Raw genomic sequence first — 25,024 nt, forward strand, 5'->3', positions numbered from 1 at the left:
CCCCGCCTCCGCGGGGCGCCTTCGCGCGTGAAATCCCAATCATCGCAGCGCGATGGCCTCTCCGACCAAGGTGCAATTTCCGCAGCGTCCCGCGCTGCCGATACTCGCCCCAGAGCCGGCGAACGGCTTGCCCCGCATCCCAGGGAGGGACCGATGAGACGACTGCTCCTGAGCGCGACCGCCTCGCTGCTCGCCATCACCGCGGCCCACGCCGAGGTCACCGAGGACGACATCGCCAACGACGCGACCCTCACCGAACAGGTGGTCACCAACGGCATGGGCCGCCACCTGCAGCGCTTCAGCCCGCTCGACGCGATCAACCGCGAGAACGTGGCGAAGATGGTCCCGGCCTGGGCCTTCAGCCTGGGCGGCGAGAAGCAGCGCGGCCAGGAATCGCAGCCGCTGGTCAAGGACGGGGTGATGTACGTCACCGGCTCCTACAGCCGGATCTGGGCCATCGAGTCGGCCACCGGGCGCGAGATCTGGCAGTATGACGCCCGCCTGCCGGAGGGCATCCTGCCGTGCTGCGACGTGATCAACCGCGGCGCCGCGCTCTATGGCGACAAGGTCTATTTCGGCACGCTGGACGCGCGGCTGGTGGCGCTGAACGCCAAGACCGGCGACGTGGTGTGGAACAAGAAGATCGCCGACTACAAGGCCGGCTACTCCTACACCGCCGCCCCCCTGATCGTGAACGGGCTGGTGATCACCGGCAACTCCGGCGGCGAGTTCGGCGTGGTCGGCGAGGTGCAGGCCCGCGACGCCGAGACCGGAGAGCTGGTCTGGACCCGCCCGGTCATCGAGGGCCACATGGGCACGCTGAACGGTCAGCCCTCGACGATGACCGGCACGCTGAACGCCACCTGGCCCGGCGACATGTGGAAGACCGGCGGCGGGGCCACCTGGCTCGGCGGCTCCTACGACGCGGACACCGACACGCTGGTCTTCGGGACCGGCAACCCGGCGCCCTGGAACTCGCACCTGCGCAACGCCGGGACCCCGACCGAGGGCAATGCGGGCGACAACCTCTACGCCGCCTCGCGTCTCGGGATCGACCCGGCCACCGGCGAGATCAAGTGGCACTTCCAGACCACCCCGCGGGAGGGCTGGGACTTCGACGGCGTCAACGAGGTCGTGGCCTTCGAGGACCGCGAGGGCAACAAGCGCTTCGCCACCGCCGACCGCAACGGCTTCTTCTACGTGCTCAACCGCGAGGACGGCGCCTTCGTCGACGCCTTCCCCTTCGTCAGCGAGATCTCCTGGGCCTCCGGCATCGACGACACGGGCCGGCCGATCTTCAACGAGGCGAACCGCCCCGGCGATCCGACGGCGGCGGCCGACGGCAAGAAGGGCGACACGATCTTCGCCGTCCCGGGCTTCCTGGGCGGCAAGAACTGGATGCCGATGGCGCACAGCCCCAGGACCGGCCTCTTCTACGTCCCCTCCAACGAATGGGGCATGGACATCTGGAACGAGCCGATCAGCTACAAGAAGGGCGCGGCCTATCTGGGCGCCGGCTTCACCATCAAGCCGATCTTCGAGGACCACATCGGATCCCTCAAGGCGATCGACCCGATGACCGGCGAGATCAGGTGGGAATACAAGAACGACGCCCCCCTCTGGGGCGGGGTGATGGCCACCGCCGGCGGCCTGGTCTTCACCGGCACGCCCGAGGGCGAGTTCAAGGCCTTCGACGACGAGACCGGCGAGGAGCTGTGGTCCTTCCAGCTCGGCTCCGGCATCGTCGGCCAGCCGATCACCTGGCTGCAGGACGGCAAGCAGTACGTCTCGGTCCTCTCGGGCTGGGGGGGCGCGGTGCCGCTGTGGGGCGGCGAGGTCGCCAAGAAGGTCAACTACCTCAACCAGGGCGGCATGGTCTGGACGTTCCGCGTCCCCGACCAGCTCGCCGCGAACTGAGCCGAAACCGGCCCGGCGCTCCCTGCAGGGCGCCGGGCCTCCGCGCCTCCGGCCCCGTCGGGCGCCGGGTTCATGCTTCGGCCCGCCGCTGCGGCATCGCCTGCCGGCCCGCCCGGAGCTAGAGTGAGAGGGAAACCGGCATGACGCCTGCGATGGAGCCAGCCATGACCGCCAGCCCCGCGCCCCCCGCCCCGCCGCCCCGCGCGCCGCAGGATGCCGACGCCGGCCGCGGGACGGCCGCGCCCTTCGCCTCGGCGCTGGTGATCGACGACCACCCGCTGTTCTGCGAGGCGCTCTCGGGGATGCTGCGCGAGATGGGGGTGGCGCGGATCGAGACCGCCGACCGCCTCGCCCGCGCCTACGAGCGGCTCGCATCCGGCCCGGCGCCGGAGGTGATCCTGCTCGACCTCACCCTGCCCGACGTCGAGGGGATGGAGGGGCTGCTGCGCATCCGCCGGCTGGCGCGCGACACCCCGGTGGTGGTGATCTCCTCGCTGGAGGAGAACCGGATCGTGGGCTCGGCCCTGCGCTCGGGCGCCTCGGGCTTCGTGCCCAAGCAGAGCCCGCGCGACGTCTTCGCCCGCGCCTTCGCCGCCATCGCCGCCGGCGAGACCTTCCGCCCCGACGGCTTCGTCGAGGGCGACGAGACCCCCTCCGAGACCGAGCAGGCGATCGAACGGCTGGCGCTGCTCACCCCCCAGCAGGCCCGGATCCTGGAGCTGGTCTGCGAGGGCCAGCTGAACAAGCAGATCGCCTGGGAGCTGAGCATCGCCGAGACCACGGTGAAGGCCCATATCACCGCGATCCTGCGCAAGCTGAACGTCCGCTCGCGCACGCAGGCGGTGCTGCTCGCGCAGAACGCGCGCTACCGCAAGATATTGCACGACGCCTCGGGCGCGACCTAGCCTGAGCGGAGACCGGCAGGGAGGCCCCCGCCAGCGGGGGCGCCGGATGAGAAGGGAGGAGAGCCCATGGACGGGGCTCATGCCGCCGGGACCCGCACGGGGCCCCGGCCGAACGCATCCGCGGGCCGGCGCGACCTGCGGACCGCCGCCGCGCCCGCCGACGACCCCGCCGCCGCGATCGCGGCCCTGCGCGCCGCGCTCGGCCCCGGGCCGCTGGCGCTGGCCGCGCTCTTCGTCTCGCCCCACGCCGACCTCGAGGCGGTGGCCCGCCTCGCCTCCGCCGCCTTCGGCGACACGCCGGTGATCGGCTGCACCACCGCCGGAGAGATCGGGCCCGCCGGCTATGCCGACGGCAGCATCGCCGCCGCCGGCTTCCCGGCGGAGCTGTTCTCGGCCCAGGTCTGCTTCGTGGGGGACCTCACCGGCCTCGACCGCGTCGGCGCGGCCGAGCGGGTGCAGGGCCGCCGCGCCGCGCTGCGCGCCGCCGCCCCCGACTGGGGGAACGAGTTCGCCTTCCTGATGGTCGACGGCATGTCGCGGATGGAGGAGCAGTTGGTCGCCACTCTCGCCGCCGCCCTCGACGGGATGCCGCTGTTCGGCGGCTCCGCCGGCGACGCGCTCGACTTCGGCCGCGCCTTCGTCCTGCACGAGGGGCGGTTTCACGCCGACGCCGCGGTGCTGGCGCTGATCCGCACCGCCTGCCGCGTGCAGGTCTTCAACTTCGACAACCTGCGCCCGGCCGAGGCCAAGATGGTCGTCACCGGCGCCGACCCCGACCGCCGCCTGGTGCGCGAGATCAACGGCGAGCCGGCGGCCCGCGAATACGCGCGCCTGCTGGGCCTCGATCCCGCGCAGCTCTCGCCCTTCACCTTCTCGGCCCACCCGGTGATGGTCCGCGTCGGCGGCCGCCACCACGTCCGCGCCATCCAGAAGGTGGAGCCCAACGGCGACCTCACCTTCTTCTGCGCCATCGACGAGGGCCTGGTGCTGACGCTGGCCGAGCCGACGGACGCGGCCGAGCATCTCTCGCAATCGCTCGACGGCCTCTCCGCCGCCGGCGCGCCTTCGGGCATCCTCGCCTGCGACTGCGTCCTGCGCCGGGTGGCGGCGGAGCGGGACCAGAGCGTGCGCGCCCTCTCGGCGATCCTGGCGCGCAACGAGGTGGTCGGCTTCTCGACCTACGGCGAGCAGATCAACGGCGTGCACGTCAACCAGACCCTGACCGGCGTCGCCCTCTACCCGCCCGAGGAGCCGGCATGACCGTCTTCGACGCCCGCACCCTCGTCGACCCGACCGAGAGCCTGGAGCGGCAGAACGCCAAGCTCGCCAAGATCGCCGGCGTGCTGATGCGGCGGGTCGAGCAGGCGACCGACGCCGACGGCGCCGCCTACGCCCATTTCCAGCGGGCGCTGACGCTGGAGGGCGAGGTGCGCGCCCGCACCTCTGAGCTCGAGCGCGCGCTGTCGCTGCTCAACGACACCAACCTGCGCCTGACCGAGGCCAACCGCGCCGCCGACCGCGCCCGCGCCGACCTCGCCAACGCCATCGAGGCGGTGCAGGAAGGCTTCGCGCTGTTCGATGCAGACGACCGGCTGGTGATGTTCAACTCCCGCTTCGGGATGGGCATGCCGGACATGCGCCGGTTCCTGCGACCGGGCCTGCCTTTCGCCGACTACGTGGCGCGCGTCGCGGCGTCTCCGTCCCTGTCCCTGCCGAAGGGCGAGACCCCGCGCGACTGGGTCGCCGCCCGCCTCCAGCGCCACCGCGAGACCAAGGCGATCTTCAACGTGCGGCTGGTGGGGGACCGCTGGATCCAGGTTTCGGAATACCGCACGCCCGAGGGCGGCACCGCGATCCTGCAGACCGACGTCACCGACTGGATCCGGCTGGAGCGGCAGGAACGCGAGCGGATGCTCGACGACCAGGCCCGCTTCATCCGCGCCACGCTGGACCACATCAACCAGGGCGTCTCGATCTTCGACGGGCACGAGCGGCTTGTCGGCTGGAACATCCGCCTCGACGAGCTGCTCTCGCCCCCCGCGGGCCTGCTGCGGGTGGGCCGCAGCTTCGATACGCTCTTCGACCGGTTCTCGCCCGAGATGGCCTTCCGCGACCCCGACGGCGCCGACCGGCTGATGGCCTGGGTCAAGGGCGGCCTGCGCCGCCCGCCCCTGAAGCTGGAGGTCACGCACCGCGGCGCCCGCATCTTCGACGTCTTCGCCCAGGAGATGCCCGACCAGGGTTTCGTCGTCTCCTTCACCGACGTGACCGCCGAGCGCCGGGCCATCGACGCGATGGCCGAGGCCAATGAGACCCTGGAGCTGCGCGTCCACGAACGCACCCTCGCGCTGGCCGCCGCCGCGGCCGAGGCCGACCGCGCCAACGCCTCCAAGTCCCGCTTCGTCGCCGCCGCCTCCCACGACCTGCTGCAACCGCTGTCGGCGGCGAAACTGTTCCTGAGCTCCCTCAACAGCCTCGACCTCGACCCCGAGCCCCGCCGCATGGCCGAGCGCGCCCAGAACGCCCTGAAAAGCGTCGAGGCGATCCTGGGCAGCCTGCTGGACATTTCGAGATTGGACAGCGGCCTGGCGGCGGTGGAGATCTCCACCTTCCCCGTCTCCCGCATCCTCCGCCCGCTGCGGGAGGAATTCCAGCCGCTGGCCCGCGCCCGGGGGCTGGAGCTGCAGGTGATCGACAGCGGCGCCTGGGTCCGCTCGGACCCCTCGCACCTGCGCCGGATCCTGCAGAACCTGATCGCCAACGCCATCCGCTACACCCCCTCGGGCCGGGTGCTGGTCGGCGCGCGCCGTCGCGGCGGCGGCCTGCGCATCGAGGTCTGGGACACCGGCCCCGGCATCGAGGAGGACAAGCGCGAGCTGATCTTCAAGGAGTTCCACCGCATCGACAAACCCGGCATGACCGCCGAGGGCGTGGGCCTCGGCCTCGCCATCGTCGAGCGGGCCTGCCAGCTCCTCGACCACCGCCTCGACCTCGAGACCGAGCCCGGCCGCGGCGCCGGCTTCCTGGTGACCGTGCCCCTTGCGCCGCCCCGCGCCCCCGAGCCCCCCGCGCGCGAGGCCGCAGGGCAGGAGGGGGGCGCCCGCGACCTCGACGACGTGATCGTGCTGGTGATCGAGAACGACGCCGAGGTGCGCCAGGCCATGGCCACCCTGCTGGAACGCTGGGGCGTCTCCTGCTTCGACGTCGCGGGCGAGGACGCCGCCCTGGAGTTGATCGACGAGGTGGGCGTGGCCCCGGACGTGATGCTGGTGGACTACCATCTCGACGACGGGCGCCACGGCATCGACGCGGTCGCCGCCGTGCGCCGCCGCTGCGGGCCGACGCCGGCCGCGATCCTCTCGGCCGACCGCACGCCCGAGCTGCGCGCCGCCTGCCACGCCGCCGAGATCGCCTACCTGGAGAAACCCGTCGACCCCGACCGCCTGATGCGCTTCCTCGCCGAGATCCGCGCCGCCCCCCTCGGCTGGGGCCCTCTCTCCGGCCCGGCGGTCTGAGCCGCCACGCCGGCCGCGCGCCGTGCCCCGGGCCTGACCCGGGGCCTCTCACGGCCCGCATCGGGGCGCCCCCTGTCGGCGATCGCGCCACGGACTGCATACAGTCGCATGCAATTTTCTTGACGCAGAGGCCCCCCGGGCGCATGGACCGTCCATCGCCCCTTCCCGGAGGCCCCGATGGACGCGTTCGCCCTGCTGCCGGCCGATCTGCCGCCCCTGACGCTGGCGCTGGTCTCGGCGGCCTCGTTCTGCACGTCCTTCGTCACCGCGGCCTTCGGCATCGGCGGCGGGATGGCGATGCTGGCGATCCTCGCCTCGCTGCTGCCGCCCGCGGCGCTGATCCCGGTGCACGGGCTGGTGCAGTTCGCCTCCAACGCCGGGCGCGCGGCGCTGTTGCGCGGGCATGTTCAGCGGGGGCCGCTGCTGCCCTTCCTGGCCGGATCGGCGCTGGGCGCCGCGCTCGGCGGGCTGGTCGCGGTCGAGCTGCCCCCTGCGGCGGTCGAGATCGCCATCGGGATCTTCGTGCTGTGGTCCGCGCTGGCCTCGCCGCCCCGGGTCATGCGGGCGGGCGCGGGTCCGGCGGGCTTCGTCTCGACGCTGCTGACGATGTTCTTCGGGGCCACCGGGCCGTTCGTGGCCGCCTATGTGAAGACGCTCGCCCTGGGGCGGATGGAGCACGTGGCCACCCACGCGACGATGATGACCGCCCAGCACCTGCTGAAGGTGATCGCCTTCGGCTTCCTCGGCTTCGCCTTCGGGCCCTGGCTCCTGCCGGTGGCGCTGATGGCGGCGACGGGGTTCCTGGGCACGCTGGCGGGCAAGCGGGCGCTGTTGCGGATCGACGACCGGCTGTTCAAGCGGGCGCTCGCCGCGATCCTGTGCCTGCTCGCCGCCCGGCTGATCTGGAGCGGGGCGGCGGAGCTTCTCTGACGCCTCAGCCGAACTCGGCGCGGATCGCGTCGTCGTGCTCGCCGACGCCGGGCACCTTGCCATAGGTCGGCGCATCGCCCGCGACGATGGCGCCCGGCGCGATCAGCTCCACCGGGCCGCCGTCGGTCGAGACCGAGATCAGCCGGTTCTGCGGATGCTCCATCAGGTCGGCCATGCCGTTGAGGCGGCCGTAGGCGATCTTGGCGGCGTCCAGCTTGGCCGCCAGCTCTTCGCGCCCGTGCTGCTGGAACAGCGCCGCGACGCGGGCGTCCAGCTCGGCCCGGTTCTCGATCCGCGCGGTGTTGTCGTGGAAGCGCGGGTCGTCGGCCATGGCGGCGTCGCCCAGCACCTGGTCGCAGAGCATCCGCCACTCGCGCTGGTTCTGGATCGAGATCAGAATCGCGCCGTCCGCGCAGGGGAACACGCCGTAGGGGGCGATGGTTGGGTGGCGCAGGCCCTCGCGCTGGGGCGGGCGGCCGCCGTAGCGGGCCTGCAGGTAGGGCACGTTCATCCAGTCGGCCATGGCGTGGAACAGGCTGACCTCGATCTGGCGCCCCTGCCCGGTGCGCCCGCGCCCGATCAGCGCCTGCAGGATCGCGGCATGGGCCGTGATCCCTGCGCCGATGTCGCAGATCGAGACGCCGACGCGCGCCTCCTCCGTCGGCGAGCCGGTGATCGAGGCGAGCCCCGTCTCCGCCTGGATCAGCAGGTCGTAGGCCTTCTGGTCGCGCCGCGGCCCGTCCTCGCCATAGCCGGAGATCGAGCAGGTGATCAGTTCGGGACGTTTCCTGCGCAGCTCCGCCATGCCGTAGCCCATGCGGCCGATGGCGCCGGGGGCGAGGTTCTGGATGAACACGTCGGCCTGATCCAGCAGGCGGCCCAGCAGGGCGTGGTCCTCGGGGTTCTTCAGATCCAGCCGCAGGCTTTCCTTGCCGCGGTTGAGCCAGACGAAATAGGCGCTCTGCCCCTCGACCATGCGGTCGTAGCCGCGGGCGAAATCGCCCTCGGGGCGCTCGATCTTGATGACGCGGGCGCCGGCGTCGGCCAGGCGCGCCGAGCAGTAGGGGGCGGCGACCGCCTGCTCCACCGCCACCACCAGCAGTCCTTCGAGATCGCGCATGTGTCCTCCGGGGGCATGGCCGGCGCGGGCCGGCTGGATTGGCCGGCGCGGCCGGCGCCTCTTTCCACCGGAAGCGGGGCTCCGGGTCAACCGTCCGGCCGGTCATCGCGGCGGGAAGCCGGGTTGCAGGCCAGCGCGCGCCCCGCCCTCGCCCCCCTCCGGCGGAGGCGAGGGCGGGCGGGTGGGGAGCCTCCGCCGGAGGGGGGCGAGGGCGGGGCGGCGCCGCCTCGGCTCCGGGGCGCGACGCCCCGTGCGTTGCGCGCGCCGGGTCCGCGTGCTGATCTGCGCGGGCCGGCGGATTTCGAGGGGACCCCATGCTGCAGCTCAAGATCGTGAACGCGCGCCTGCCCGTGGCCTCGGGCCTGGGAAGCGCCCCGCTGTCGGTGGCCGTCCGCAACGGCCGCATCGCCGAGATCGCCCCCGTGATCGACGGCGAGGCCGAGCGCGTGATCGACGCCGCCGGCCGGCTGCTGTCGCCGCCCTTCACGGATCCGCATTTCCACATGGACGCGACCCTCTCGCTGGGCCTGCCGCGCCTGAACGTCTCGGGCACGCTGCTGGAGGGCATCGCGCTCTGGGGCGAGCTGAAGCCCCTGCTGACGGTCGAGGCGGTGGCCGAGCGCGCCCTGCGCTACTGCGACCTCGCCGTCGCCCAGGGCCTGCTGGCGATCCGCACCCATGTCGACGTCTGCGACGACCGGCTGACCGCGGTCGAGGCGCTGCTCGAGGTCCGCAAGCAGGTCGCGCCTTACATCGACCTGCAGCTGGTGGCCTTCCCGCAGGACGGGCTCTACCGCGACCCCACCGCCCGCGCGAACCTGCTGCGCGCGCTCGACATGGGCGTCGACGTCGTCGGCGGCATCCCGCATTTCGAGCGCACCATGGCCGACGGCGCCGCCTCGGTGCGCGAGCTCGCCGAGCTCGCCGCCGACCGCGGCCTGATGCTCGACCTGCATTGCGACGAGAGCGACGATCCCCTGTCGCGCCATGTCGAGACCCTGGCCGCCGAGACCGTGCGCTGCGGCCTGCAGGGCCGGGCCGCGGGCAGCCACCTCAGCTCGATGCACTCGATGGACAACTACTACGCCTCGAAGCTGATCCCCCTGATCGCGGAGGCCGAGCTGCACGCGATCCCCAATCCGCTGATCAACATCACCCTTCAGGGCCGCTCCGACACCTACCCGCGCCGCCGCGGCCTGACCCGGATCCCCGAGCTGCGGGCCGCCGGCGTGAACGTCGCGCTCGGCCAGGACTGCACCATGGACCCGTGGTATCCGCTGGGCTCGGCCGACATGCTCGACGTCGCGCACATGGCGATCCACGCCGTCCCGATGACCAGCCGCGAGGCGATGGCCTGGACCCACACGGCCGTCACCGTGAACAACCGCCTCGCCATGGGCCTGCCCGACCCGACCCTGCGCGAGGGCGCGCCCGCCGACATGGTCCTCCTCCAGGCCCGGGACGAGATCGAGGCCGTCCGCCTGCGCGCCACCCGCCTCGCCGTGATCAAGGCCGGCCAGGTGATCGCCGAAACCCCCGCGCGCCAGGCCGCCCTGACCGTCCCCGGCCGTCCCTCCACCCTCGATCCCGCCGCCTACGCCCCCGCCGCCGAGGGCTGATCGCCCGCCCCAGGCGCCCTTCGCCGCACGCCCCGGCGGGAGCGCCTGGTATTGGGCCAGTGAGGAACCCGCCGGAGGCTCCGCCAGCAGCCGATCGTGCGCGTCCTCGCCGCCCGCGCGACGCAGCCAGGCCCGCCCGCAGGGCGCCTGCATACCGCTCGTCCCAGTTTTCGCCGCAGCGCAGCGACGCCGCTGTTGACAGCGCCCCTCCTCCTCCGGCTTCATTTTCTGATCGGTCAAAAAACGCTGCGTCCGCGCGCCTCGACAAGCGTCCACCACAACGGCCCCAAGGCCGGATCATCCCGACAGGACATGCCATGCCCATCACGCCTTCCCGCCGCCAGCTTCTCGCAGGCGCAGCAACGCTCCTCGCCACGCCCGCCATCCTGCGTGTCCGCCGCGCCCATGCGGCCGACCCGGTGAAGGTCGCCGGCGTCCACGCCTCGCCGGTCGAGAACGCCTGGAACTCGCGCATCCACTCCGCCATGCAGGCCGCGGCCGCCGACGGACTGATCACCTACGAGTTCTCCGAGGGCGTCTCGGCCACCGACTACCCCCGCGCCATGCGCGAATACGCCGAGGCCGGCGCGCAGCTGGTCTGGGGCGAGTCCTACGCCGTCGAGCGCGACGCCCGCGCGGTCGCCACCGACTACCCCGAGACCGCCTTCCTGATGGGCTCCTCCGGCGGCCCGCAGGGCGACAACTTCGGCGTCTTCGGCACCCGCAACCACGAGGCCGCCTACCTCGCCGGGATGCTGGCCGCGAAGATGTCTCAGACCGGGACCTTCGGCTCCGTCGGCGGCTACCCGATCCCCGAGGTCAACATGCTGATCAACGCCTTCCGCGCCGGCGTCAGCGAAGTGAACCCGGACGCGAAATTCCTCAACGGCTTCATCGGCGCCTGGTTCGACCCGGCCAAGGCCAAGGAGGCGGCCCTCGCCCAGATCGACGCCGGCGCCGACATCCTGTTCGGCGAGCGCATCGGCACCGCCGACGCCGCCAAGGAGGCCGGGATCAAGGCCGTGGGCTCGCTGATCGACTACACGCCCCGCTACCCCGACACGGTCTTCGCCAACGCCATCTGGAACTACCGCCCCACCATCGACGCCATCGTCAAGGACATCGCCGAGGGCGCGGCGACCGGGCGCGACTACACCGAGTATTCCTTCATGAAATACGGCGGCAACGAGCTGGTCTTCGTCGAGTCCATGGTCCCCGCCGACGCCATCCCCGCCATGCAGGAGAAGCAGGCCGCGATCCAGGCCGGCGCGTTCGACGTGCCGATCGACGAGTCCGAGCCCGCCTGAACCCAGCCCCGGCGCGGGAGCCCGCCTCCCGCGCCCACCTCGCCAGCATCCGGGGGACGGCCATGACAGGCCCGATCGGCGGCGACGCCACCCTGCTCGCCCGCGCCATCGCCGAGGGCCGCCTCCGCGCGGCCGAGGCGATGGAGGCGGCGTTGCTGGCCGCCGAGACCGACCCGCTGGGCGCCCTCGCCCGCCTCGCGCCCGAGCAGGGCCGGGCCGGCGCCGCGCGCGCCGACGCGATCCTGGCGGCAGGAGGCGCGGCCGCCTCGGCCCCGTTCCGCGGCGTGCCCTTCCTGGGCAAGGACCTGGGCGCCTCCGGCCGTGGCCTCGCCGCCTGCGGAGGCAACGCCGCGCTGCGCGCCAGAACCCCGGACCCCGAGGCCGACGACGCCCTCTTCGCCCGCTTCCGCGCCGCCGGGCTGATCCCCTTCGGCCTGACCACGGTCCCCGAGTTCGGCAACGCCCTGACCTCCGAGCCGATGGGCGCCCCCCCGGCCCGCAACCCCTGGAACCCCGATCTTTCGCCGGGCGGGTCCTCCGGCGGCGCCGCGGCGGCGGTCGCCTCCGGCATCGTGGCGATGGCGCATGCCACGGACGCCGCCGGCTCGATCCGGGTGCCGGCCGCCTGCTGCGGGCTGGTGGGCCTGAAGCCCTCCCGCGGGGCCACGCCGATGGGCCCCGGTTTCTCCAACTGGCTCGACGGTCTGGTCGGCGAGGGGGTGCTCGCCCGCTCGGTGCGCGACGTCGCCGCGATCTTCGGCGCGATCTCCGGCGGCGCGCAGGGCCCGGTCCCCGACCCGGCGCTGCACGGCATCCCCGCCACCCCTCGCGTGGCCCTGGCGATCCCGCCCTCGGTCTCCGAGGCCGCCGCCCGCCCGGCGCGCGAGGCCTCCCAGGCCCTCGGCGGCCCGGTGACGGAACTGGACCCCGCCGGCTGGGCCGCCCTCTCCGCCCGCGCCGCCGCCGTCGCCGACCTGGTGCTGGCGGTATCCCTCGCCGAATGGGTCGGCGCCGCCGGCCTGAGCGACGCCGACATCGCCCCGATTTCCGCCGCCGCCGCCCGCTTCGGCCGCGCGACCTCCGCCCCCGCCTTCTTCGCCGCCACCCGCGAGGCCGCCTCCGTCGCCCACGCGCTGTGGCGGATCTTCGACGAGGCGGACGTGATCCTGACCCCGGTGCTGGCCGACGGCCCGCCGCCGCTGGGCCATTTCGACCCCGCCTCGACCGACCTCGACGCCCACCACGCGAAGATGGACGCGACCGCCCCCGGCGTCGCCATCGCCAACGTCTCCGGCTTCCCGGCGCTGGCGGTGCCCTTCGGCATGGAAAACGGCCTGCCCCGCAGCTTCCAGATGATCGCCCCCTTCGGGACCGGCCGCGCCCTGCTGGCGCTCGCCGCCCGGATCGAGGACGCCGCCCCCGCCATCCCCTTCCCCCGCCTCGCCGGCCTGCCGGAATCCCTGCGATGACCCCGGTCCTGGAACTGGACGGCATCACCAAGCGCTTCGGCGCGCTGACCGCGAACGAGGACGTGTCCCTCTCCCTCGGCCAAGGCGAGATCCTGGCCCTGCTGGGCGAGAACGGCGCCGGCAAGACGACGCTGATGAACATCCTCTTCGGCCACTACACCGCCGACGAGGGCGAGGTCCGCGTCTTCGGCGCCCCCCTCCCCTCCGGCCGCCCCCGCGCCGCCATCGAGGCCGGCGTGGGCATGGTCCACCAGCACTTCACCCTCGCCGGAAACCTCACGGTGCTCGAGAACATCACCATCGGGGCCGAGCCCCTCTCCCGCCTGATGTCCGCCACCGGCCCCGCCCGCCGCCGCCTGCGCGAGCTGTCGGACCGGTTCGGCCTGGCGGTGGACCCCGACGCCCGCGTCGGCGACCTCTCGGTCGGCGAGCGCCAGCGGGTCGAGATCCTCAAGGCGTTGTATCGCGAGGCGAAAATCCTGATCCTGGACGAGCCCACCGCCGTCCTCGCCCGCCCCGAGGCCGAGCGCCTGTTCCAGACCCTGCGCGGCATGACCGCCGAGGGCCTTTCCCTCATCTTCATCTCCCACAAGCTGCACGAGGTGATGGCCGCCTCCGACCGCGTCGTGGTCCTGCGCCGCGGCCGCGTCGCCGCCGAGCGGCGGACCTCCGAGACCTCCGCCCCCGAACTCGCCGAACTCATGGTCGGCCGCCGCGTCGCCCGCCCGGTGCGCGAGGCGCAGCCCCCCGGCGCCCCCGTCTGCATCGCCTCCGCCGTGACGGTGACCGAAGGTGGCCGGGACCTGCTCGACGAGGCCGACTTCACCGTCCACGCCGGCGAAATCCTCGGCATCGTCGGCGTGGCGGGCAACGGCCAGGCCACCCTGGGCCGCCTGCTCTGGGGCCTGACCCGCCCCACCCGCGGCCGCCTCGCCCTGGGAACCGAGGACCTCGGCCGCATGACGCCGGCCGACTGCGTCGCCGCCGGCGTCGGCCGCATCCCCGAGGACCGCCACGCCGAGGGCGTCGTCGGCGAAATGACGGTGTGGGAGAACGCGACGCTCGAGCGCCTCTCCTCCCCCGCCTTCTCCCGCCGCGGCTTCGTCAGGCGCTCCGCCGCCCGCGCCTACGCCGCCGACCTGATCCGCCGCTTCGACATCCGAGGCGCCGAGCCCGACACCCGCGCCCGCCTCCTCTCGGGGGGCAACATGCAGAAGCTGATCCTGGGGCGGAACCTGGCGCAGGGCCCGCGCCTGATCCTCGCCAACCAGCCCACGCGCGGCCTCGACGAGGGTGCGGTCGCCGCCGTCCACGCCGAACTGCTGGCTGCCCGAGGGGCCGGGGCGGCCGTTCTGCTGATCTCCGAAGACCTCGACGAAGTCCTCGGCCTCGCCGACCGCATCCAGGCGATCGTGAAGGGGCGGCTGTCCAGGCCGATCCCCGCCGAACAGGCCGACGCCCGCCGCATCGGCCTGATGATGGCCGGCGCCTGGGACGAACCCGTGCCGTCCTCCGCGGGGGCGTCCTGATGCGCCTCGAGCGCCGCCCCCAGCCCTCGCTGACCATGACCGTCGCCGCCCCCTTCGCGGCGGTTCTGGCCTCGCTGGTCCTCTGCGCCGGGCTGATCGCCCTGGCCGGCGTGAACCCATTGGACGCCTATGCCGAGATGCTGCGCGGCGCCTTCGGCTCCCGCCTCTCGATCACCGAGACGCTGGCCCGCGCGACGCCCCTGATCCTGACCGGCCTCGCCGCCACCGTCGCCTTCCGCGCCCGGCTGTGGAACATCGGCGGCGAGGGCCAGTTCTACGTCGGCGCGCTCGCCGCCGCCTGGCTGGGCTCCGAGGCGCTGGCGGGGCTGCCGCCTGCGCTGGGCATCCTCGGCGTGATGATCGCCGGCATGATCGCGGGCGCTTTGCTGCTGCTGGTCCCCGCCTTCCTGCGCGTGCGCTTCGGCGTGGACGAGGTGGTCACGACCCTTCTGACCAACTTCATCGTCATGCTGTTCGTCGGCATGATGGTCGAGGGGCCGTTGAAAGATCCGCTCGCCTTCGGCTGGCCGCAGTCCGTGCCAGTGGCCAACGAGCTGATGCTCCCCAAGCTGGTCGAGCGCACCCGCCTGCACATCGGCCTGCTGATCGCGCTGGCGACGGCGGGGCTGGTGTGGCTGATGCTCGCCCGCACGGTCTTCGGCGCGCGCGCCCGCGCGGCCGGCCTCTCCGCCGGCGCCGCCGAGTTCGCCGGCGTGCCCCTGGCGCGCACCCTGCTGGGCGTGGCGGTCATCTCCGGCGCCCTCGCGGGGCTGGCCGGCGCGATCGAGGTGGCGGGCGTGAAGGGCTACGTCACCACGGACCTGTCGCCGGGCTACGGCTACTCCGGCATCGTGGTGGCGATGCTGGCGGGGCTGCAGCCGCTGGGCGTGGCGGTCGCGGCGGTCTTCGTGGCGGTGGTCTTCGTGGGCGCCGACGCCATGTCCCGCGCGCTGGGCGCCCCCACCTTCATCGCCGACGTGATCGTCGCGGTGTCCCTGCTGACCATGCTCGTCGCCCTGCTGTTCGCCACCTACCGGGTGCGGAAATGACCCCCCCGGCGCCGGAGGGCCGCCCCGCGGGGGCATCGAGCCCCCGCGTGCCGGGGCGCCGGCGCGCCGGGCGCATTCCGGCCGATGCCGCACGGGGAGGCCTGCGTTGATCGAGGCGCTCGAGATCCTGACCACCGCCTCCCTATGGGCCGCGGTCCTGCGCATCGCGACGCCGCTGATCTTCGGCGCGCTGGGCGCGCTGATCTGCGAGCGATCCGGCGTTCTGAACCTCGGCATCGAGGGGATCATGACGCTGGGCGCGATGATCGCCTGGCTGGCCGCCTACCAGGGCGCCGACCTCTGGGTCGCGCTGGCCGCCGCGGCGGCGGCGGGGGCCTGCTTCGGCCTTCTGCATGCTGTCCTGACCGTGCCGCTGGGCCTGTCGCAGCACGTCTCGGGCCTCGGCATCACGCTCTTCGCCTCCTCCTTCACCTACTACGTCTACCGGCTCGTGGTGGTGGTCGGCGACGCGCCCCCCACCATCGAGCCGTTCCGGCCCCTCGCGATCCCCGGCCTCTCCGACCTGCCCTTCGTGGGCCCGGTGGTCTTCGCCCAGACGGCGCCCACCTACGCGGCGCTGGCGGCGGCGGGGCTCTGCGCCTGGATCCTCGCCCGCACGCCGCTCGGCCTCGCGGTCCGAATGGCCGGCGAGAACCCCCACGCGGTCGAGGCGCAGGGGCTGAACCCGCTTTCGATCCGCACCGGGGCGGTGGTCGTCGGCTCGGCCCTGATGGCGCTGGGCGGCGCCTTCCTGACCACGGCGGCCTTCAACAGCTTCTTTCCGCAGATGGTCCAGGGCCGCGGCTGGATCTGCATCGCGCTGGTGGTCTTCGCCGGCTGGCGTCCGGGAAAGGCGCTGCTCGGCGCCCTGCTCTTCGCCTTCTTCGACGCCTACCAGCTGCGCCTTCAGCATGTGGTCGAGGGGCTGCCCTACCAGCTGTTCCTGATGGCGCCCTACCTCCTCTCGATCGTCGCCCTCATCGCCGTCGCCCGCCGCGGCCGCGCGCCCGAGGCGCTGATGGCACCCTACCGTCGCGGCGAGCGCTGACCGCGCAGGCCGCCCGCGTCCTGCCGCGTCGCCCCTCCCGCCGACGCCCCAGCCCGCGCCCGTCCCTCCCCGTTCCTGCCGGCGGGGCCACGTTCGGGGGCGGGGTTGCGGCGGACGCCACAGCCGGAGCCGCCGCCCGAACCGGATTGCTCCGCCTCGGATCCAGGCCGGCGGACCGGGTCGCCGCCTCCCGTCTCGCCTGGCTCCGGGAGGGGTTCCGCAAGCGTTCGCCCCTCAGTTTCCGGCGCGGATCGCCGTCACCGCGTCGGCCGAGATCTCCTCGCCCCCGGCCAGCACCAGCATCGGCTCCTCGCCGCCCAGCCGCAGTTCGACGACCTCTGCATAGACGCGGCCCGGCCGGCTTTCGATCAGCGCATCCTCGCCAAGGTATTCGACCGAGAACCGGTAGGCGCCCGGCGCCGCCTCCCCGGCGCCGGTCTCGCCGGACCAGGTCAGGCTCTGCGCCGTGGGGTCGACGGCGAGGCGCGCGACCTCCGTGCCGTCGGCCGTCTCGACGACCAGGATCGCGCGCTCGGCCTCGGCCGGCGGATCGACCTCGAGGCCAAGGGGCTCGCCGTCGTAGGGGACCGCCGCGGCGGCCTGCACCTCCTTGCCGATCCACTCGGCCAGGCCCGCCCCGTCGCCGCCCAGCGCCGCCAGGATCGCGTCCAGGCGGTCGTTGGACCGGATCTGCTGCTCCACCGCCGAGAAACTGGCGAGCTGGGCCACGAACTCTGTCGATTCCACCGGTTTCAGCGGATCCTGGTTGCGCATCTGCGTCGTCAGCAGCTTCAGGAAGGTCTCGAAATCGCCGGCCGCCTGCGCCGCGGGCGAGTCGCCCGCCGGCGCCGGCGTGGGCGCGGCCCGCGGGCCGGCGCCGCCTCCGGCGGGGCCGGCGAGGGGCGAGGTCGCGGCATCCGTCATTCCATCCTCCTAGACTCTGAGGTCGAGCCCGCGGAGTCCCGCGAGGCTCCCCGTGGGCGGTCGCGCAGGCTCCTCCTCCGCGGCGAGGTCGGCGGGACCGCCGCCGCCCGGCGGCGCGTCGCGCTCCCCCCCGCCGCGGCCGAACTGCAGGTCGACCCGGGAATGGCCGGCCTCGGCGAGGGACTGGCCCAGCAGGTCGGCGTGACGGCGCAGGAGGTCCGCGACCTCCGGCCGCTCCGCCACGATGGAGACCACCAGCGCGTGGTCATGCCGGGAGAGCGACAGGCGCACGCGCCCCAGCTCCGGCGGGTCGAGGCGGATCTCGACCTCCCCGGAGGTCTCTCGCCTGGCCAGCCGCACCGCCTGCTCGGCGACGGCATGAGCCGCGGGCGGCGCCTGCGCGAAGCTGGCCGCAGGGGGCGACGTCGACGACGGCCCCGTGGCGCCGGCTCCGGTCACGAGGCCGCCGGCCTCCGCGTACCCCGACCCTCGCGCGGTCTCGGCCGCCGGCGTCTCGCGCAGGGCGCGGGCGGCCGCGTCGATCCCGCCGCCGGCCGCGACGCCGGCCAAGTCGGGCGCGGGCGCCGCAGCCGTCGGGACCTGCGGCGTGGCCGGCGGGGTCAGGCGCGACGCCGCAGGGCCCTCCGGCGCGCGAACGCCGGACGCTTCCCCCCGCTCCGCGCGCGCCTCTCCGGTCCACCTGTCGCGAAGGGTCGCCCTGCCCTCCGGCGCCGCCCCTGCGGGCGTCGCCTGAAGTCCCGCAGGCCCGACCGAGGCGGCGATCGCGCCGAGTTGCACGGGCGTCGCGGACGCCGCCTGCGGGCGCGCCGCGCCGACCTCGTCCAGCTTCCCGGGCGATCGGGGGCCGCCGTCGGACGACCGTGACGTCGCCACGGTCGCAGAAGCCATCGCGGGCGCCCGTTCCACGAGCCGCGCGTCGGGCGTCGGCGACGACAAGGGAGAAGCGCCCGGGTGGGCCGACTCGCGCGCCGTGGCGCTTGATGTCGCAAGGTCCGCGCGGCGCTGCGATGAACCGCCCGCGGCATCCGCCACCGCCGGCGCTTGCCCTTGCGCCCGCCAGTCTGCAACGGCGGCCGCGGAGGACAGCTTCGGAACCGACGACGCCTGAGCGTCGTCTGCCCGCGTCGCGCCAGGGGCCGGCAGGAGGGCGTCGCCTTCCGGAAGGGTCGCGCCTGCACGGCTGTCCAGGGCGGCGCGACGAGGCGCGGCGGGGGAGGCCCCCGACCCCGCCGCTTCAACGGATGGCCGACCGACGACCGAGGCCGCGGACGGCGTCGCGGGCGACCACGACGCCTCGGCGACGGGACGGCGCGAAGTCTCCGCCCAGGGAGGGGATGGCGCGGGTTCGGGCGTCGGTTTCGTCGGCGGCGCGGCGGCCGCGAACGCCAGGTCGAACGCCAGCGCCGCGGACGCAGGGTCCAGTTCGGCGGCCGGCTCCATCGCCGCGGGCCGCCCCCGCGCCCGATCGGAACTGCCGGGGTCCGCGACCTCCGGCGGCGCTGCGCCCGAGGCCTCGCCCGAAGGCGTCGACGCGCGCCCCCGCAACGGGGCGGAGACGGGACGGGGCGAGGCGTCCGGGATCTCGAAATGGGGCATGGGCGCATTCTGCTCCGCGGCTGGGTCGGGAGGCAGAATGGCCGCGAATCGTTACCCAACGTTTACCGACGCGGGCGTATCGAGGCGGCGAAGGAGATCCGCGATGCTCGACGCCCCCTCCGCCGTCCCGCTCGGCGCCGGCGCCACGACGCCCGACCGCCCGATCCGGGGCTCGGACGACGCCGCCCTGCGCAAGGCGGCCGTGGAGTTCGAAACGATGTTCCTGGCGGAGGCGCTCTCGGCCGCAGGTCTCGGCCGCCCGCCGGAAGGCTTCGGCGGCGGCGTCGGGGAACAGGCCTTCACGAGCCTGCTGGTCCGCGAACAGGCGCGCCTGCTCGCGGAAAGCGGCGGCATCGGGCTGGCCGAGCGCATCTATCGATCCCTCATCGGGAAAACGGAGGCCGGATGACCGAGGATGGCTGGAACGGCCTGCGCGCCGGCATGCCCAACGGCGGCGACGGCCCGGGCGGGCGAATCGGCGCGGCCCTGCGCGGCGCCGCCTGGCGGGGCCGGGCCCGACAGGTGCGCGCCCTGCTGGAGGAGGAGCGGGAGCTGATCCTTCGCGGCGATCTGAAGGCGCTCGCAGGCCACGCCGCGCGCAGCCGGACGGCGCTGGACGATCTGACCTCGACGCCTCCGGGCGGCGAGGCGCCCGGGCGCGAGCTCGAGCGGATCCGCGTCGCGGCAGAGCGCAACCGGCGACTGCTCTCGGCGCTGCTCGAAGGAGCGGCCGAGGCGCGTCGCGAACTGGCGCGGCATGAGAAGGCGCGCAAGCGGCTCGGCTACGATCGGTCGGGCGATCCGCTTGCCGGCTCGGACACGGGGCGCGGCCGCCGCGCCTGACGATGGCGAGGCCGGGAGCGAGGTCTGCGCCGCGGCAGCGCAACCTCCGATGACTCCGCCGGGAATGCGGTTCTCCCTCTCGTCCCATGGGCGCGGCGACGCAACAAGGCGCCGGTCGCCCTCCGATGCGCGCGCGACGTGAGGGAGGCGCCTCCTGCAATCCAGTCGCAGACCGGGTCGGCGGGATCAGCCGAACCTGGACTGAACGAGGTTTGCGAAGCTCGCGGCGCCGGCCTGGAGCAGCGAGACGGCGCCTTGGCCGGGGACATAGCCGCTGAGGCCCTGCTCTGCGGCGGAGCGGGCGAGGAAGCGACGGATCACGGTCTCGACCTTTTCGGGGTCGGTGAAGACGGCGATGGACTCCTCGCCGAACAGTTCGCGGGTCTTGGCGCGCAGGGTCTCGCGCTGCTGGTCGAGGTCGATCTGGGCGAAGGCGGAGGGCAGGCCGTAGGCCTTCTCGATCACCGCGCGCAGGGGACGGTCGCCCAGCGCGGCGAACCAGGATTTGCCGTCGCTGCCCGAGTCCTCCGCCGCGGCGGCATGTTTGGCGAGCTCGCGACGCGCGTTCAGGGCCAGCCGCAGGTCGGAGTCGGCGTCGCCGACCGCGACCTCGAACTGCCGCTCCTTGAAGGCGGCGGCGATCTCGCCGGGAAAGCCGATATCGGCGACGCGAGGTCCGAGGATGCTGCCGTAGCCGAAGGCGTTTGCGAGGTCGCGGTAGCGGGAGTCGACCAGGCGGTTGGCGAAGGACTGGGCGTCGAGCGGATCGCTCTCCAGCACCTTCTGAATGAAGGCCCGCTTGTCGATCTCGTCCTCGAGGCCGAAGGCGCCCAGGGCGACCTGCAGGAGGCGGCGATCCTTGACCAGGTCCGCGGCGGTGGCGGCGGTGTGGATCTTCTCTTCGAAATGCGCGGTCGCCCGGGTGATCTCGGGAGATTTCTCGAAGGTCTCGCGCTGCTGGTCCTCGATCCGCTGGAGCAGGGACCAGCCGGCGACGCCGCCGACGGGGAGGACGGGCGTGAAGGCCATGGCGGCCGCCTCTACTGGGCGGCCGTCGCGGCGGAGGAGACGGCGAGCAGCCGTTCCTCCCGCGGCAGCAGCGTGCGCAGGGTCTTCAAGGACTGGTAGAACCGCTCGGCGATCGCGTGCTCGGTCGCCTCGGTGAGGCGCGCGCGGCTGTCGGGATCGTCGAAGACCTGGGAGAGCTGCTCGATCCCCGCGAGGATCTGGCGGCGCGCCTCGAACGGCTCGGCCTCGCCGGCCAGCACCAGCTGGGCGACGTAGCAGACCCGGCGGACCGGGGTGGTGACCTCGTGCGGGTGGATCGCGTCGCGCAGGCGCAGGACATTGGCCTCGGGCGTCAGGATGTTGATCCGCGTGCGGCGCGGCCCGTTCTCCATCACCACGCCGTTGACCATCACTCGTTCGCCCGGGCCGAGCTTCAGGATCAGGCCGGGCATCTCAGGCGCCCTCGACCTGGCCGCGCAGGCCCTTCATCACCGACGCGTTGATCTCCACCAGCGCCGCGGAAGTGATCTCTCGCCGCACGAGGCGGGGGGTCTCGCGCTCGACGAAGGCGGCGAGCGACAGCAGGCCCGCGCGCAGCGCGTCGGGCAGCCCGTTCTCCGCCACCGAAAGATCGGCGGCGAGGGCCAGCCAGAGGCGGAGGTTGTCGTGAGCCGCGGCGGCGAGGCGGGCGTTGGCCCCGGTCTCGCCGGCGTCGAGCGCGGCCTGGGACTCGGAGAGGCGGTGGGTGACGTTGGCGAAGACCCGATACTCGGCCTGGCGGGGCGTCAGCGCGGCATGGCCGGCGTCGCCGTAGGCCGGCCGGCGGTCGGCGCCGCGGCCGAGACCGGATCGGGAGGGAGAGAGCGCGGCGGCGGTCATGGCGGCTCCTGGGTCTGGCGAGGTCCGGCGCCGGCGATTCATGCCCTGGCCGCGCGTCTCGCCGTGAATTCCCGTGCGCCCCAGTCCCCGGCGGCGGCGGCGCGCAAGCGGCGCGCCCCCCCGCGCGGGGCGCGGGGCGGTGGTGGGGAAGGCCGGGTTCCCGGCCTTCCCCGTCGTCTCCCTTAGCGGAAGAGCGACAGCACGCTCTGCGGCGCCTGGTTGGCGATCGACAGCGCCTGGATGCCCAGCTGCTGCTGGACCTGCAGGGCCTGCAGGCGGGCCGAGGCCTCCTCCAGGTTGGCGTCCACCAGGGCGCCGATGCCCGAGGTCAGCGAGTCGGTCAGCGACTTCACGAAGTCGGCCTGGATGTCGATCCGGCCCTGGACGGAGCCGAACTCGGCGGCGGCGTCGATCGAGGTCTGGATCAGCGACTCGATGTTGGCCAGCGCGTTCGCGGCGCCGTCGGCGGTGGACACGTCGATGCCGTCGAGGCCCACCAGACCGCCCGAGGCGACGCCGCCCGAGCCGTCGTCGACCGTCAGCGCCACCGTTGCGGCGGCGTCGTTGTCGATCTGCAGCGTCGGGGGCTGCGAGATCGGGTCGTCCGACAGGTTCACCTGCACCGAGATGCCGTCGATCCCGCCGGCGTCGATCACGCGCTTCAGGCCCGTCGCCACGTCGTTGAGCGTGTCGCCCTCCTTCGCGGTGTAGTCGAAGTTCTGGCCGCCCAGCGAGATGCGGAAGCCGTCGCCCTCGTTCACCACGCCGCCGGTGTTGCCGGCGCCGCCGAGCGAGACCGTCTCGGCCCGGGCGGTCAGGGTGCCCGCCGCGCCGGCCGCGCCGGCCGCCTGGGCGCCGCCGGCGTCAGGGTCGACCACGAAGGTGGTCGCGCCGGTGGAGGAGCCCTGCATGGTGATGGACTCGAACGAGTTGGTCGAGGAGATCGTCACCTCTCCCGCACCGGACACCGCGGTGGTCACCCCCTCGACGCCCAGGTTGGCCAGGCCCGCGGCGACGATGTCGTCCAGGTCGGCCACCGTGATGTTGGCGCCGGTGTTGTTGGTGAAGGTGAACTGCTGGTCGGCGAAGTCGATGGTCAGCGTGTCGCCGTCCGCCATGTCGTTGGCGATGGTGATGGTCGCGTCGTTCGCCGCGTTCGACAGGGTGGCGCCGGCGCCCACGGTATAGGTGCCGTCGTCGGCCACGGTGCCGATGCGGTCGATGGCGCTGGCGGTCTCGACCGTGCCGGCCTCCGAGGTCAGGTTCTGGCCGCGGAAGGAGATCGAGGACGAGGAGACCGAGCCGTTGCCCGCACGGTCGAGCGACGAGAGCACCGAGGTCTCGTCATAGGAGTCGACCAGGTTCTTGCCGTTGAACTGGGCGGCGCCGAGCACCGAGGTGATCTGGCTGCGCAGCGCGTCGATGTCGGTCTGGATCTTGGCGCGGTCGACGTTCTCCTCCTGCGAGGCGACGATCTTGCCCTTGATGTCCGTCAGCAGCTCGGTGACCGTCTCGGCGGCCTGGCGGCCGACCTCGACGGTCGAGGCGCCGAGCGACAGCGATTCGCTGATGCCCTTGAAGCCCTTCACGTCCGACTGCATGACCGAGGAGATCGCCCAGACGGCCGCGTTGTCCTTGGCGGACCCGACCTTCTTGCCGGTCGAGATCTGCTGCTGGATCTGGTTAAGGTTCTTGTTGGTGCCGTTCAGGGTCTGCAGCGCGACCATCGCGCTGGTGTTCGTGAGAATGCTGGCCATTTGCTCCGTTTCCCAAAGCTGGCGGCGCGTGCCGGCGCCGCATATTGCAGACCGACCGGAAACTTCCTCCGGCCGGAGAGAACCGCCTTTCTGACGGAGCGCATCGGGCGTTCGACCCGCCGCGCCGGCCCACCCCTTGGGGCCGCGACGAGGGAATTAGCGCGCCGACTCTGAAGAAGGTCTTAGCGGGCCGTCCCGTCCTGACGCGACTTCGCTCTGTTTTTAGGGGGATGCGGGGCATTCCTCGCACGGGCGCGCGACGCTCTTCGCTTCCTTGGCCTGCCGTGCTCTGTTAACTGAACCGGAGGCCCGCCGCGCCGTCACCCATGCGCAGCGGCCGCAGGCGCGGGCCGCACATGGGCAATTGGGGGGCCGGAGCCGCGGATGGCCATCGTTCAGGACCGCAAGATCGAATTCTCGCAGCCGGTCAGGCAGATCGTGCTGATGGTCGTCGTCCTGGCGCTGGTGGCGGTGGGGATCTTCTTCCTCCTCGGCCCCATCGAGGCGGTGTTCTCGGCCAACGTCTGGCTCAACGGCTTCATCGCCGCCGTCTTCGTGATCGGCGTGCTGTCGTGCTTCTGGCAGGCGCTGTCGCTGGTGCGCGCGGTGAACTGGCTGGAAGGCTTCGCCATCGACCGGCCGGGGCATGAGTTCGTCAATCCGCCGCGCCTGCTGACCTCGCTCGCCTCGCTGCTGCGCGACCGCCGCGCGCGCGAGGCGCTGACCGCGACCTCCTCGCGCTCCCTGCTCGACACCGTGGCCACCCGGCTCGACGAGCAGCGCGACATCACCCGCTACATCATCAACCTGCTGATCCTGGTCGGTCTTCTGGGCACCTTCTGGGGCCTGAGCCAGGTGGTCCCGGGCATCGTCGAGACGATGCGCTCGCTGTCGGGCACCCAGGATGCGAACGCCGATTCGATGCAGGTCTTCGCCAACCTGATGGCGGGGCTGAACAGCCAGCTCGACGGCATGGGCACGGCCTTCGCCTCGTCGCTGCTGGGCCTCGCCGGCAGCCTGGTGGTGGGGCTGCTGGACCTGTTCGCCGGCCACGGCCAGAACCGCTTCTACCGCGAGCTGGAGGAGTGGCTGTCGTCGATCTCCCGGATCTCGCTGGGCGGCGGCGAGGGCGAGGCCTCGGTCGGCGCGCTGGCCGTCGACGCGCTGGACCGCAACGCCGAGCAGATCGAATCCCTCGTCGCCGCGCTGCGCGACGCCGAGGACCGCCAGCGCGCCGCCGACGCCCGGCTGGAGACGCTGGCCGCCGGCCTCTCGGGCCTGGTCCGCGCCCTGGAGGAGGAGCGCGAGACCCGCGCCCCCGCCCCGGCTGCGGCCCCGGCCTTCGACGACTCGAACCTCACCGCCCGCCTCGACCGGCTGGCCGCCGCGCAGGAGCGGGTGGTGCACCTGCTGGAGAAGGCGCAGGACAAGGAGGAGACGGACGAGGGCCGCCAGCGCCTGCGCTCGATCGACCTGCAGATCACCCGCCTGCTGGAGGAGGTCTCCGCCGGCCGCCAGGAGGCGACGGCCGAGCTGCGCATGGACCTCGCCCGCCTGACCCGCGCCGTGTCGGGCGAGCGGGGCTGAC

The 25,024-nt window shown here is 73.3% G+C and carries 21 protein-coding genes; 14 read left to right on the top strand and 7 right to left on the bottom strand.

The window, feature by feature from the left end; genetic code table 11:
- Positions 1-153: 153 nt before the first annotated feature.
- The 5 genes from BM064_RS15655 to BM064_RS15675 all read left to right on the top strand — a co-directional run bounded on the left by BM064_RS15655 (position 154) and on the right by BM064_RS15675 (position 7,267).
- Positions 154-1,917 (top strand): PQQ-dependent methanol/ethanol family dehydrogenase, encoded by a 1,764-nt coding sequence (locus BM064_RS15655; RefSeq protein ID WP_092860962.1) that lies wholly within the window; start codon positions 154-156, stop codon positions 1,915-1,917.
- A gap of 164 nt (positions 1,918-2,081) precedes the next feature.
- Positions 2,082-2,822 (top strand): response regulator, encoded by a 741-nt coding sequence (locus tag BM064_RS15660; RefSeq protein WP_092860964.1) that lies wholly within the window; start codon positions 2,082-2,084, stop codon positions 2,820-2,822.
- A gap of 66 nt (positions 2,823-2,888) precedes the next feature.
- Complete coding sequence (locus tag BM064_RS15665; RefSeq protein ID WP_092860966.1) at positions 2,889-4,082, top strand: FIST N-terminal domain-containing protein; 1,194 nt, start codon at positions 2,889-2,891, stop codon at positions 4,080-4,082.
- Positions 4,079-6,337, top strand: a complete 2,259-nt coding sequence (locus tag BM064_RS15670) for a hybrid sensor histidine kinase/response regulator (protein ID WP_092860968.1) — start codon at positions 4,079-4,081, stop codon at positions 6,335-6,337. The genes BM064_RS15665 and BM064_RS15670 overlap by 4 nt, the downstream gene beginning before the upstream one ends.
- 177 nt (positions 6,338-6,514) lie before the next feature.
- Complete coding sequence (locus BM064_RS15675) at positions 6,515-7,267, top strand: sulfite exporter TauE/SafE family protein (protein WP_092860970.1); 753 nt, start codon at positions 6,515-6,517, stop codon at positions 7,265-7,267.
- Between the two features lie 4 nt (positions 7,268-7,271).
- Here BM064_RS15675 and BM064_RS15680 read toward each other — a convergent pair whose 3' ends face one another.
- Positions 7,272-8,387 (bottom strand): CaiB/BaiF CoA transferase family protein, encoded by a 1,116-nt coding sequence (locus BM064_RS15680; protein ID WP_092860972.1) that lies wholly within the window; start codon positions 8,385-8,387, stop codon positions 7,272-7,274.
- A 314-nt stretch (positions 8,388-8,701) separates the two neighbouring features.
- On the opposite strand from BM064_RS15680, the gene BM064_RS15685 reads away from it, so the two are divergent.
- From BM064_RS15685 to BM064_RS15710, 6 genes are all read left to right on the top strand, one after another.
- Entirely contained in the window at positions 8,702-10,006 is a 1,305-nt protein-coding gene (locus BM064_RS15685; protein WP_092860974.1) for an amidohydrolase family protein, read from the top strand.
- 317 nt (positions 10,007-10,323) lie between these two features.
- A complete protein-coding gene (locus BM064_RS15690; RefSeq protein WP_092860976.1) occupies positions 10,324-11,313 on the top strand; it encodes a BMP family protein in 990 nt (329 codons plus the stop codon).
- A gap of 62 nt (positions 11,314-11,375) precedes the next feature.
- A complete protein-coding gene (locus BM064_RS15695; protein ID WP_218161055.1) occupies positions 11,376-12,782 on the top strand; it encodes an amidase family protein in 1,407 nt (468 codons plus the stop codon).
- Positions 12,779-14,311, top strand: a complete 1,533-nt coding sequence (locus tag BM064_RS15700; RefSeq protein WP_092860978.1) for an ABC transporter ATP-binding protein — start codon at positions 12,779-12,781, stop codon at positions 14,309-14,311. Before BM064_RS15695 ends, BM064_RS15700 begins: the two co-directional genes overlap by 4 nt.
- Positions 14,311-15,360 (top strand): ABC transporter permease, encoded by a 1,050-nt coding sequence (locus BM064_RS15705; protein ID WP_092860980.1) that lies wholly within the window; start codon positions 14,311-14,313, stop codon positions 15,358-15,360. Before BM064_RS15700 ends, BM064_RS15705 begins: the two co-directional genes overlap by 1 nt.
- A gap of 109 nt (positions 15,361-15,469) precedes the next feature.
- Positions 15,470-16,408, top strand: coding sequence for an ABC transporter permease (locus BM064_RS15710; RefSeq protein WP_218161064.1), 939 nt, complete (start codon positions 15,470-15,472; stop codon positions 16,406-16,408).
- Between the two features lie 234 nt (positions 16,409-16,642).
- Here BM064_RS15710 and BM064_RS15715 read toward each other — a convergent pair whose 3' ends face one another.
- Positions 16,643-17,332 (bottom strand): flagellar hook capping FlgD N-terminal domain-containing protein, encoded by a 690-nt coding sequence (locus BM064_RS15715; RefSeq protein ID WP_092860984.1) that lies wholly within the window; start codon positions 17,330-17,332, stop codon positions 16,643-16,645.
- 9 nt (positions 17,333-17,341) lie between these two features.
- Positions 17,342-17,791 (bottom strand): flagellar hook-length control protein FliK, encoded by a 450-nt coding sequence (locus tag BM064_RS26940; protein ID WP_177236281.1) that lies wholly within the window; start codon positions 17,789-17,791, stop codon positions 17,342-17,344.
- Positions 17,792-19,052: 1,261 nt separating this feature from the next.
- Here BM064_RS26940 and BM064_RS15725 point away from each other — a divergent pair.
- On the top strand, positions 19,053-19,358 hold the full coding sequence (locus tag BM064_RS15725; RefSeq protein ID WP_092860988.1) for a rod-binding protein: 306 nt from the start codon (positions 19,053-19,055) through the stop codon (positions 19,356-19,358).
- Positions 19,355-19,792: a hypothetical protein gene (locus BM064_RS15730; RefSeq protein ID WP_092860990.1), complete on the top strand. Its 438-nt coding sequence runs from the start codon at positions 19,355-19,357 to the stop codon at positions 19,790-19,792. The genes BM064_RS15725 and BM064_RS15730 overlap by 4 nt, the downstream gene beginning before the upstream one ends.
- A gap of 186 nt (positions 19,793-19,978) precedes the next feature.
- On the opposite strand, the gene BM064_RS15735 is transcribed toward BM064_RS15730, so the two are convergent.
- The 4 genes from BM064_RS15735 to BM064_RS28375 all read right to left on the bottom strand — a co-directional run bounded on the left by BM064_RS15735 (position 19,979) and on the right by BM064_RS28375 (position 23,436).
- A complete protein-coding gene (locus tag BM064_RS15735; RefSeq protein WP_092860992.1) occupies positions 19,979-20,821 on the bottom strand; it encodes a DUF1217 domain-containing protein in 843 nt (280 codons plus the stop codon).
- Between the two features lie 11 nt (positions 20,822-20,832).
- Complete coding sequence (flbT, locus tag BM064_RS15740) at positions 20,833-21,252, bottom strand: flagellar biosynthesis repressor FlbT (protein ID WP_092860994.1); 420 nt, start codon at positions 21,250-21,252, stop codon at positions 20,833-20,835.
- 1 nt (position 21,253) lies between these two features.
- Entirely contained in the window at positions 21,254-21,679 is a 426-nt protein-coding gene (gene flaF, locus BM064_RS15745; RefSeq protein ID WP_177236282.1) for a flagellar biosynthesis regulator FlaF, read from the bottom strand.
- 182 nt (positions 21,680-21,861) lie between these two features.
- Complete coding sequence (locus BM064_RS28375) at positions 21,862-23,436, bottom strand: flagellin (protein WP_092860998.1); 1,575 nt, start codon at positions 23,434-23,436, stop codon at positions 21,862-21,864.
- A 384-nt stretch (positions 23,437-23,820) separates the two neighbouring features.
- On the opposite strand from BM064_RS28375, the gene BM064_RS15755 reads away from it, so the two are divergent.
- Positions 23,821-25,023, top strand: a complete 1,203-nt coding sequence (locus tag BM064_RS15755) for a hypothetical protein (RefSeq protein ID WP_092861000.1) — start codon at positions 23,821-23,823, stop codon at positions 25,021-25,023.
- Position 25,024 lies beyond the last annotated feature (1 nt).

This window comes from Albimonas pacifica (genome assembly GCF_900113695.1).
GTDB classification, from domain to species: Bacteria; Pseudomonadota; Alphaproteobacteria; order Rhodobacterales; family Rhodobacteraceae; genus Albimonas; species Albimonas pacifica.

Excerpts from the sequence above, each read along its gene's own strand:
- BM064_RS15685 (WP_092860974.1), top strand. The coding sequence starts at position 8,702 with ATGCTGCAGCTCAAGATCGTGAACGCGCGCCTGCCCGTGGCCTCGGGC.
- BM064_RS15695 (WP_218161055.1), top strand. The coding sequence starts at position 11,376 with ATGACAGGCCCGATCGGCGGCGACGCCACCCTGCTCGCCCGCGCCATC.
- BM064_RS15665 (WP_092860966.1), top strand. The coding sequence starts at position 2,889 with ATGGACGGGGCTCATGCCGCCGGGACCCGCACGGGGCCCCGGCCGAAC.
- BM064_RS15705 (WP_092860980.1), top strand. The coding sequence starts at position 14,311 with ATGCGCCTCGAGCGCCGCCCCCAGCCCTCGCTGACCATGACCGTCGCC.
- flaF (WP_177236282.1), bottom strand. The coding sequence starts at position 21,679 with ATGACCGCCGCCGCGCTCTCTCCCTCCCGATCCGGTCTCGGCCGCGGC.
- BM064_RS15700 (WP_092860978.1), top strand. The coding sequence starts at position 12,779 with ATGACCCCGGTCCTGGAACTGGACGGCATCACCAAGCGCTTCGGCGCG.
- BM064_RS15655 (WP_092860962.1), top strand. The coding sequence starts at position 154 with ATGAGACGACTGCTCCTGAGCGCGACCGCCTCGCTGCTCGCCATCACC.
- BM064_RS15675 (WP_092860970.1), top strand. The coding sequence starts at position 6,515 with ATGGACGCGTTCGCCCTGCTGCCGGCCGATCTGCCGCCCCTGACGCTG.
- BM064_RS15735 (WP_092860992.1), bottom strand. The coding sequence starts at position 20,821 with ATGGCCTTCACGCCCGTCCTCCCCGTCGGCGGCGTCGCCGGCTGGTCC.
- flbT (WP_092860994.1), bottom strand. The coding sequence starts at position 21,252 with ATGCCCGGCCTGATCCTGAAGCTCGGCCCGGGCGAACGAGTGATGGTC.
- BM064_RS15755 (WP_092861000.1), top strand. The coding sequence starts at position 23,821 with ATGGCCATCGTTCAGGACCGCAAGATCGAATTCTCGCAGCCGGTCAGG.
- BM064_RS15730 (WP_092860990.1), top strand. The coding sequence starts at position 19,355 with ATGACCGAGGATGGCTGGAACGGCCTGCGCGCCGGCATGCCCAACGGC.
- BM064_RS28375 (WP_092860998.1), bottom strand. The coding sequence starts at position 23,436 with ATGGCCAGCATTCTCACGAACACCAGCGCGATGGTCGCGCTGCAGACC.
- BM064_RS15725 (WP_092860988.1), top strand. The coding sequence starts at position 19,053 with ATGCTCGACGCCCCCTCCGCCGTCCCGCTCGGCGCCGGCGCCACGACG.
- BM064_RS15715 (WP_092860984.1), bottom strand. The coding sequence starts at position 17,332 with ATGACGGATGCCGCGACCTCGCCCCTCGCCGGCCCCGCCGGAGGCGGC.
- BM064_RS15660 (WP_092860964.1), top strand. The coding sequence starts at position 2,082 with ATGACCGCCAGCCCCGCGCCCCCCGCCCCGCCGCCCCGCGCGCCGCAG.
- BM064_RS15680 (WP_092860972.1), bottom strand. The coding sequence starts at position 8,387 with ATGCGCGATCTCGAAGGACTGCTGGTGGTGGCGGTGGAGCAGGCGGTC.
- BM064_RS15690 (WP_092860976.1), top strand. The coding sequence starts at position 10,324 with ATGCCCATCACGCCTTCCCGCCGCCAGCTTCTCGCAGGCGCAGCAACG.
- BM064_RS15670 (WP_092860968.1), top strand. The coding sequence starts at position 4,079 with ATGACCGTCTTCGACGCCCGCACCCTCGTCGACCCGACCGAGAGCCTG.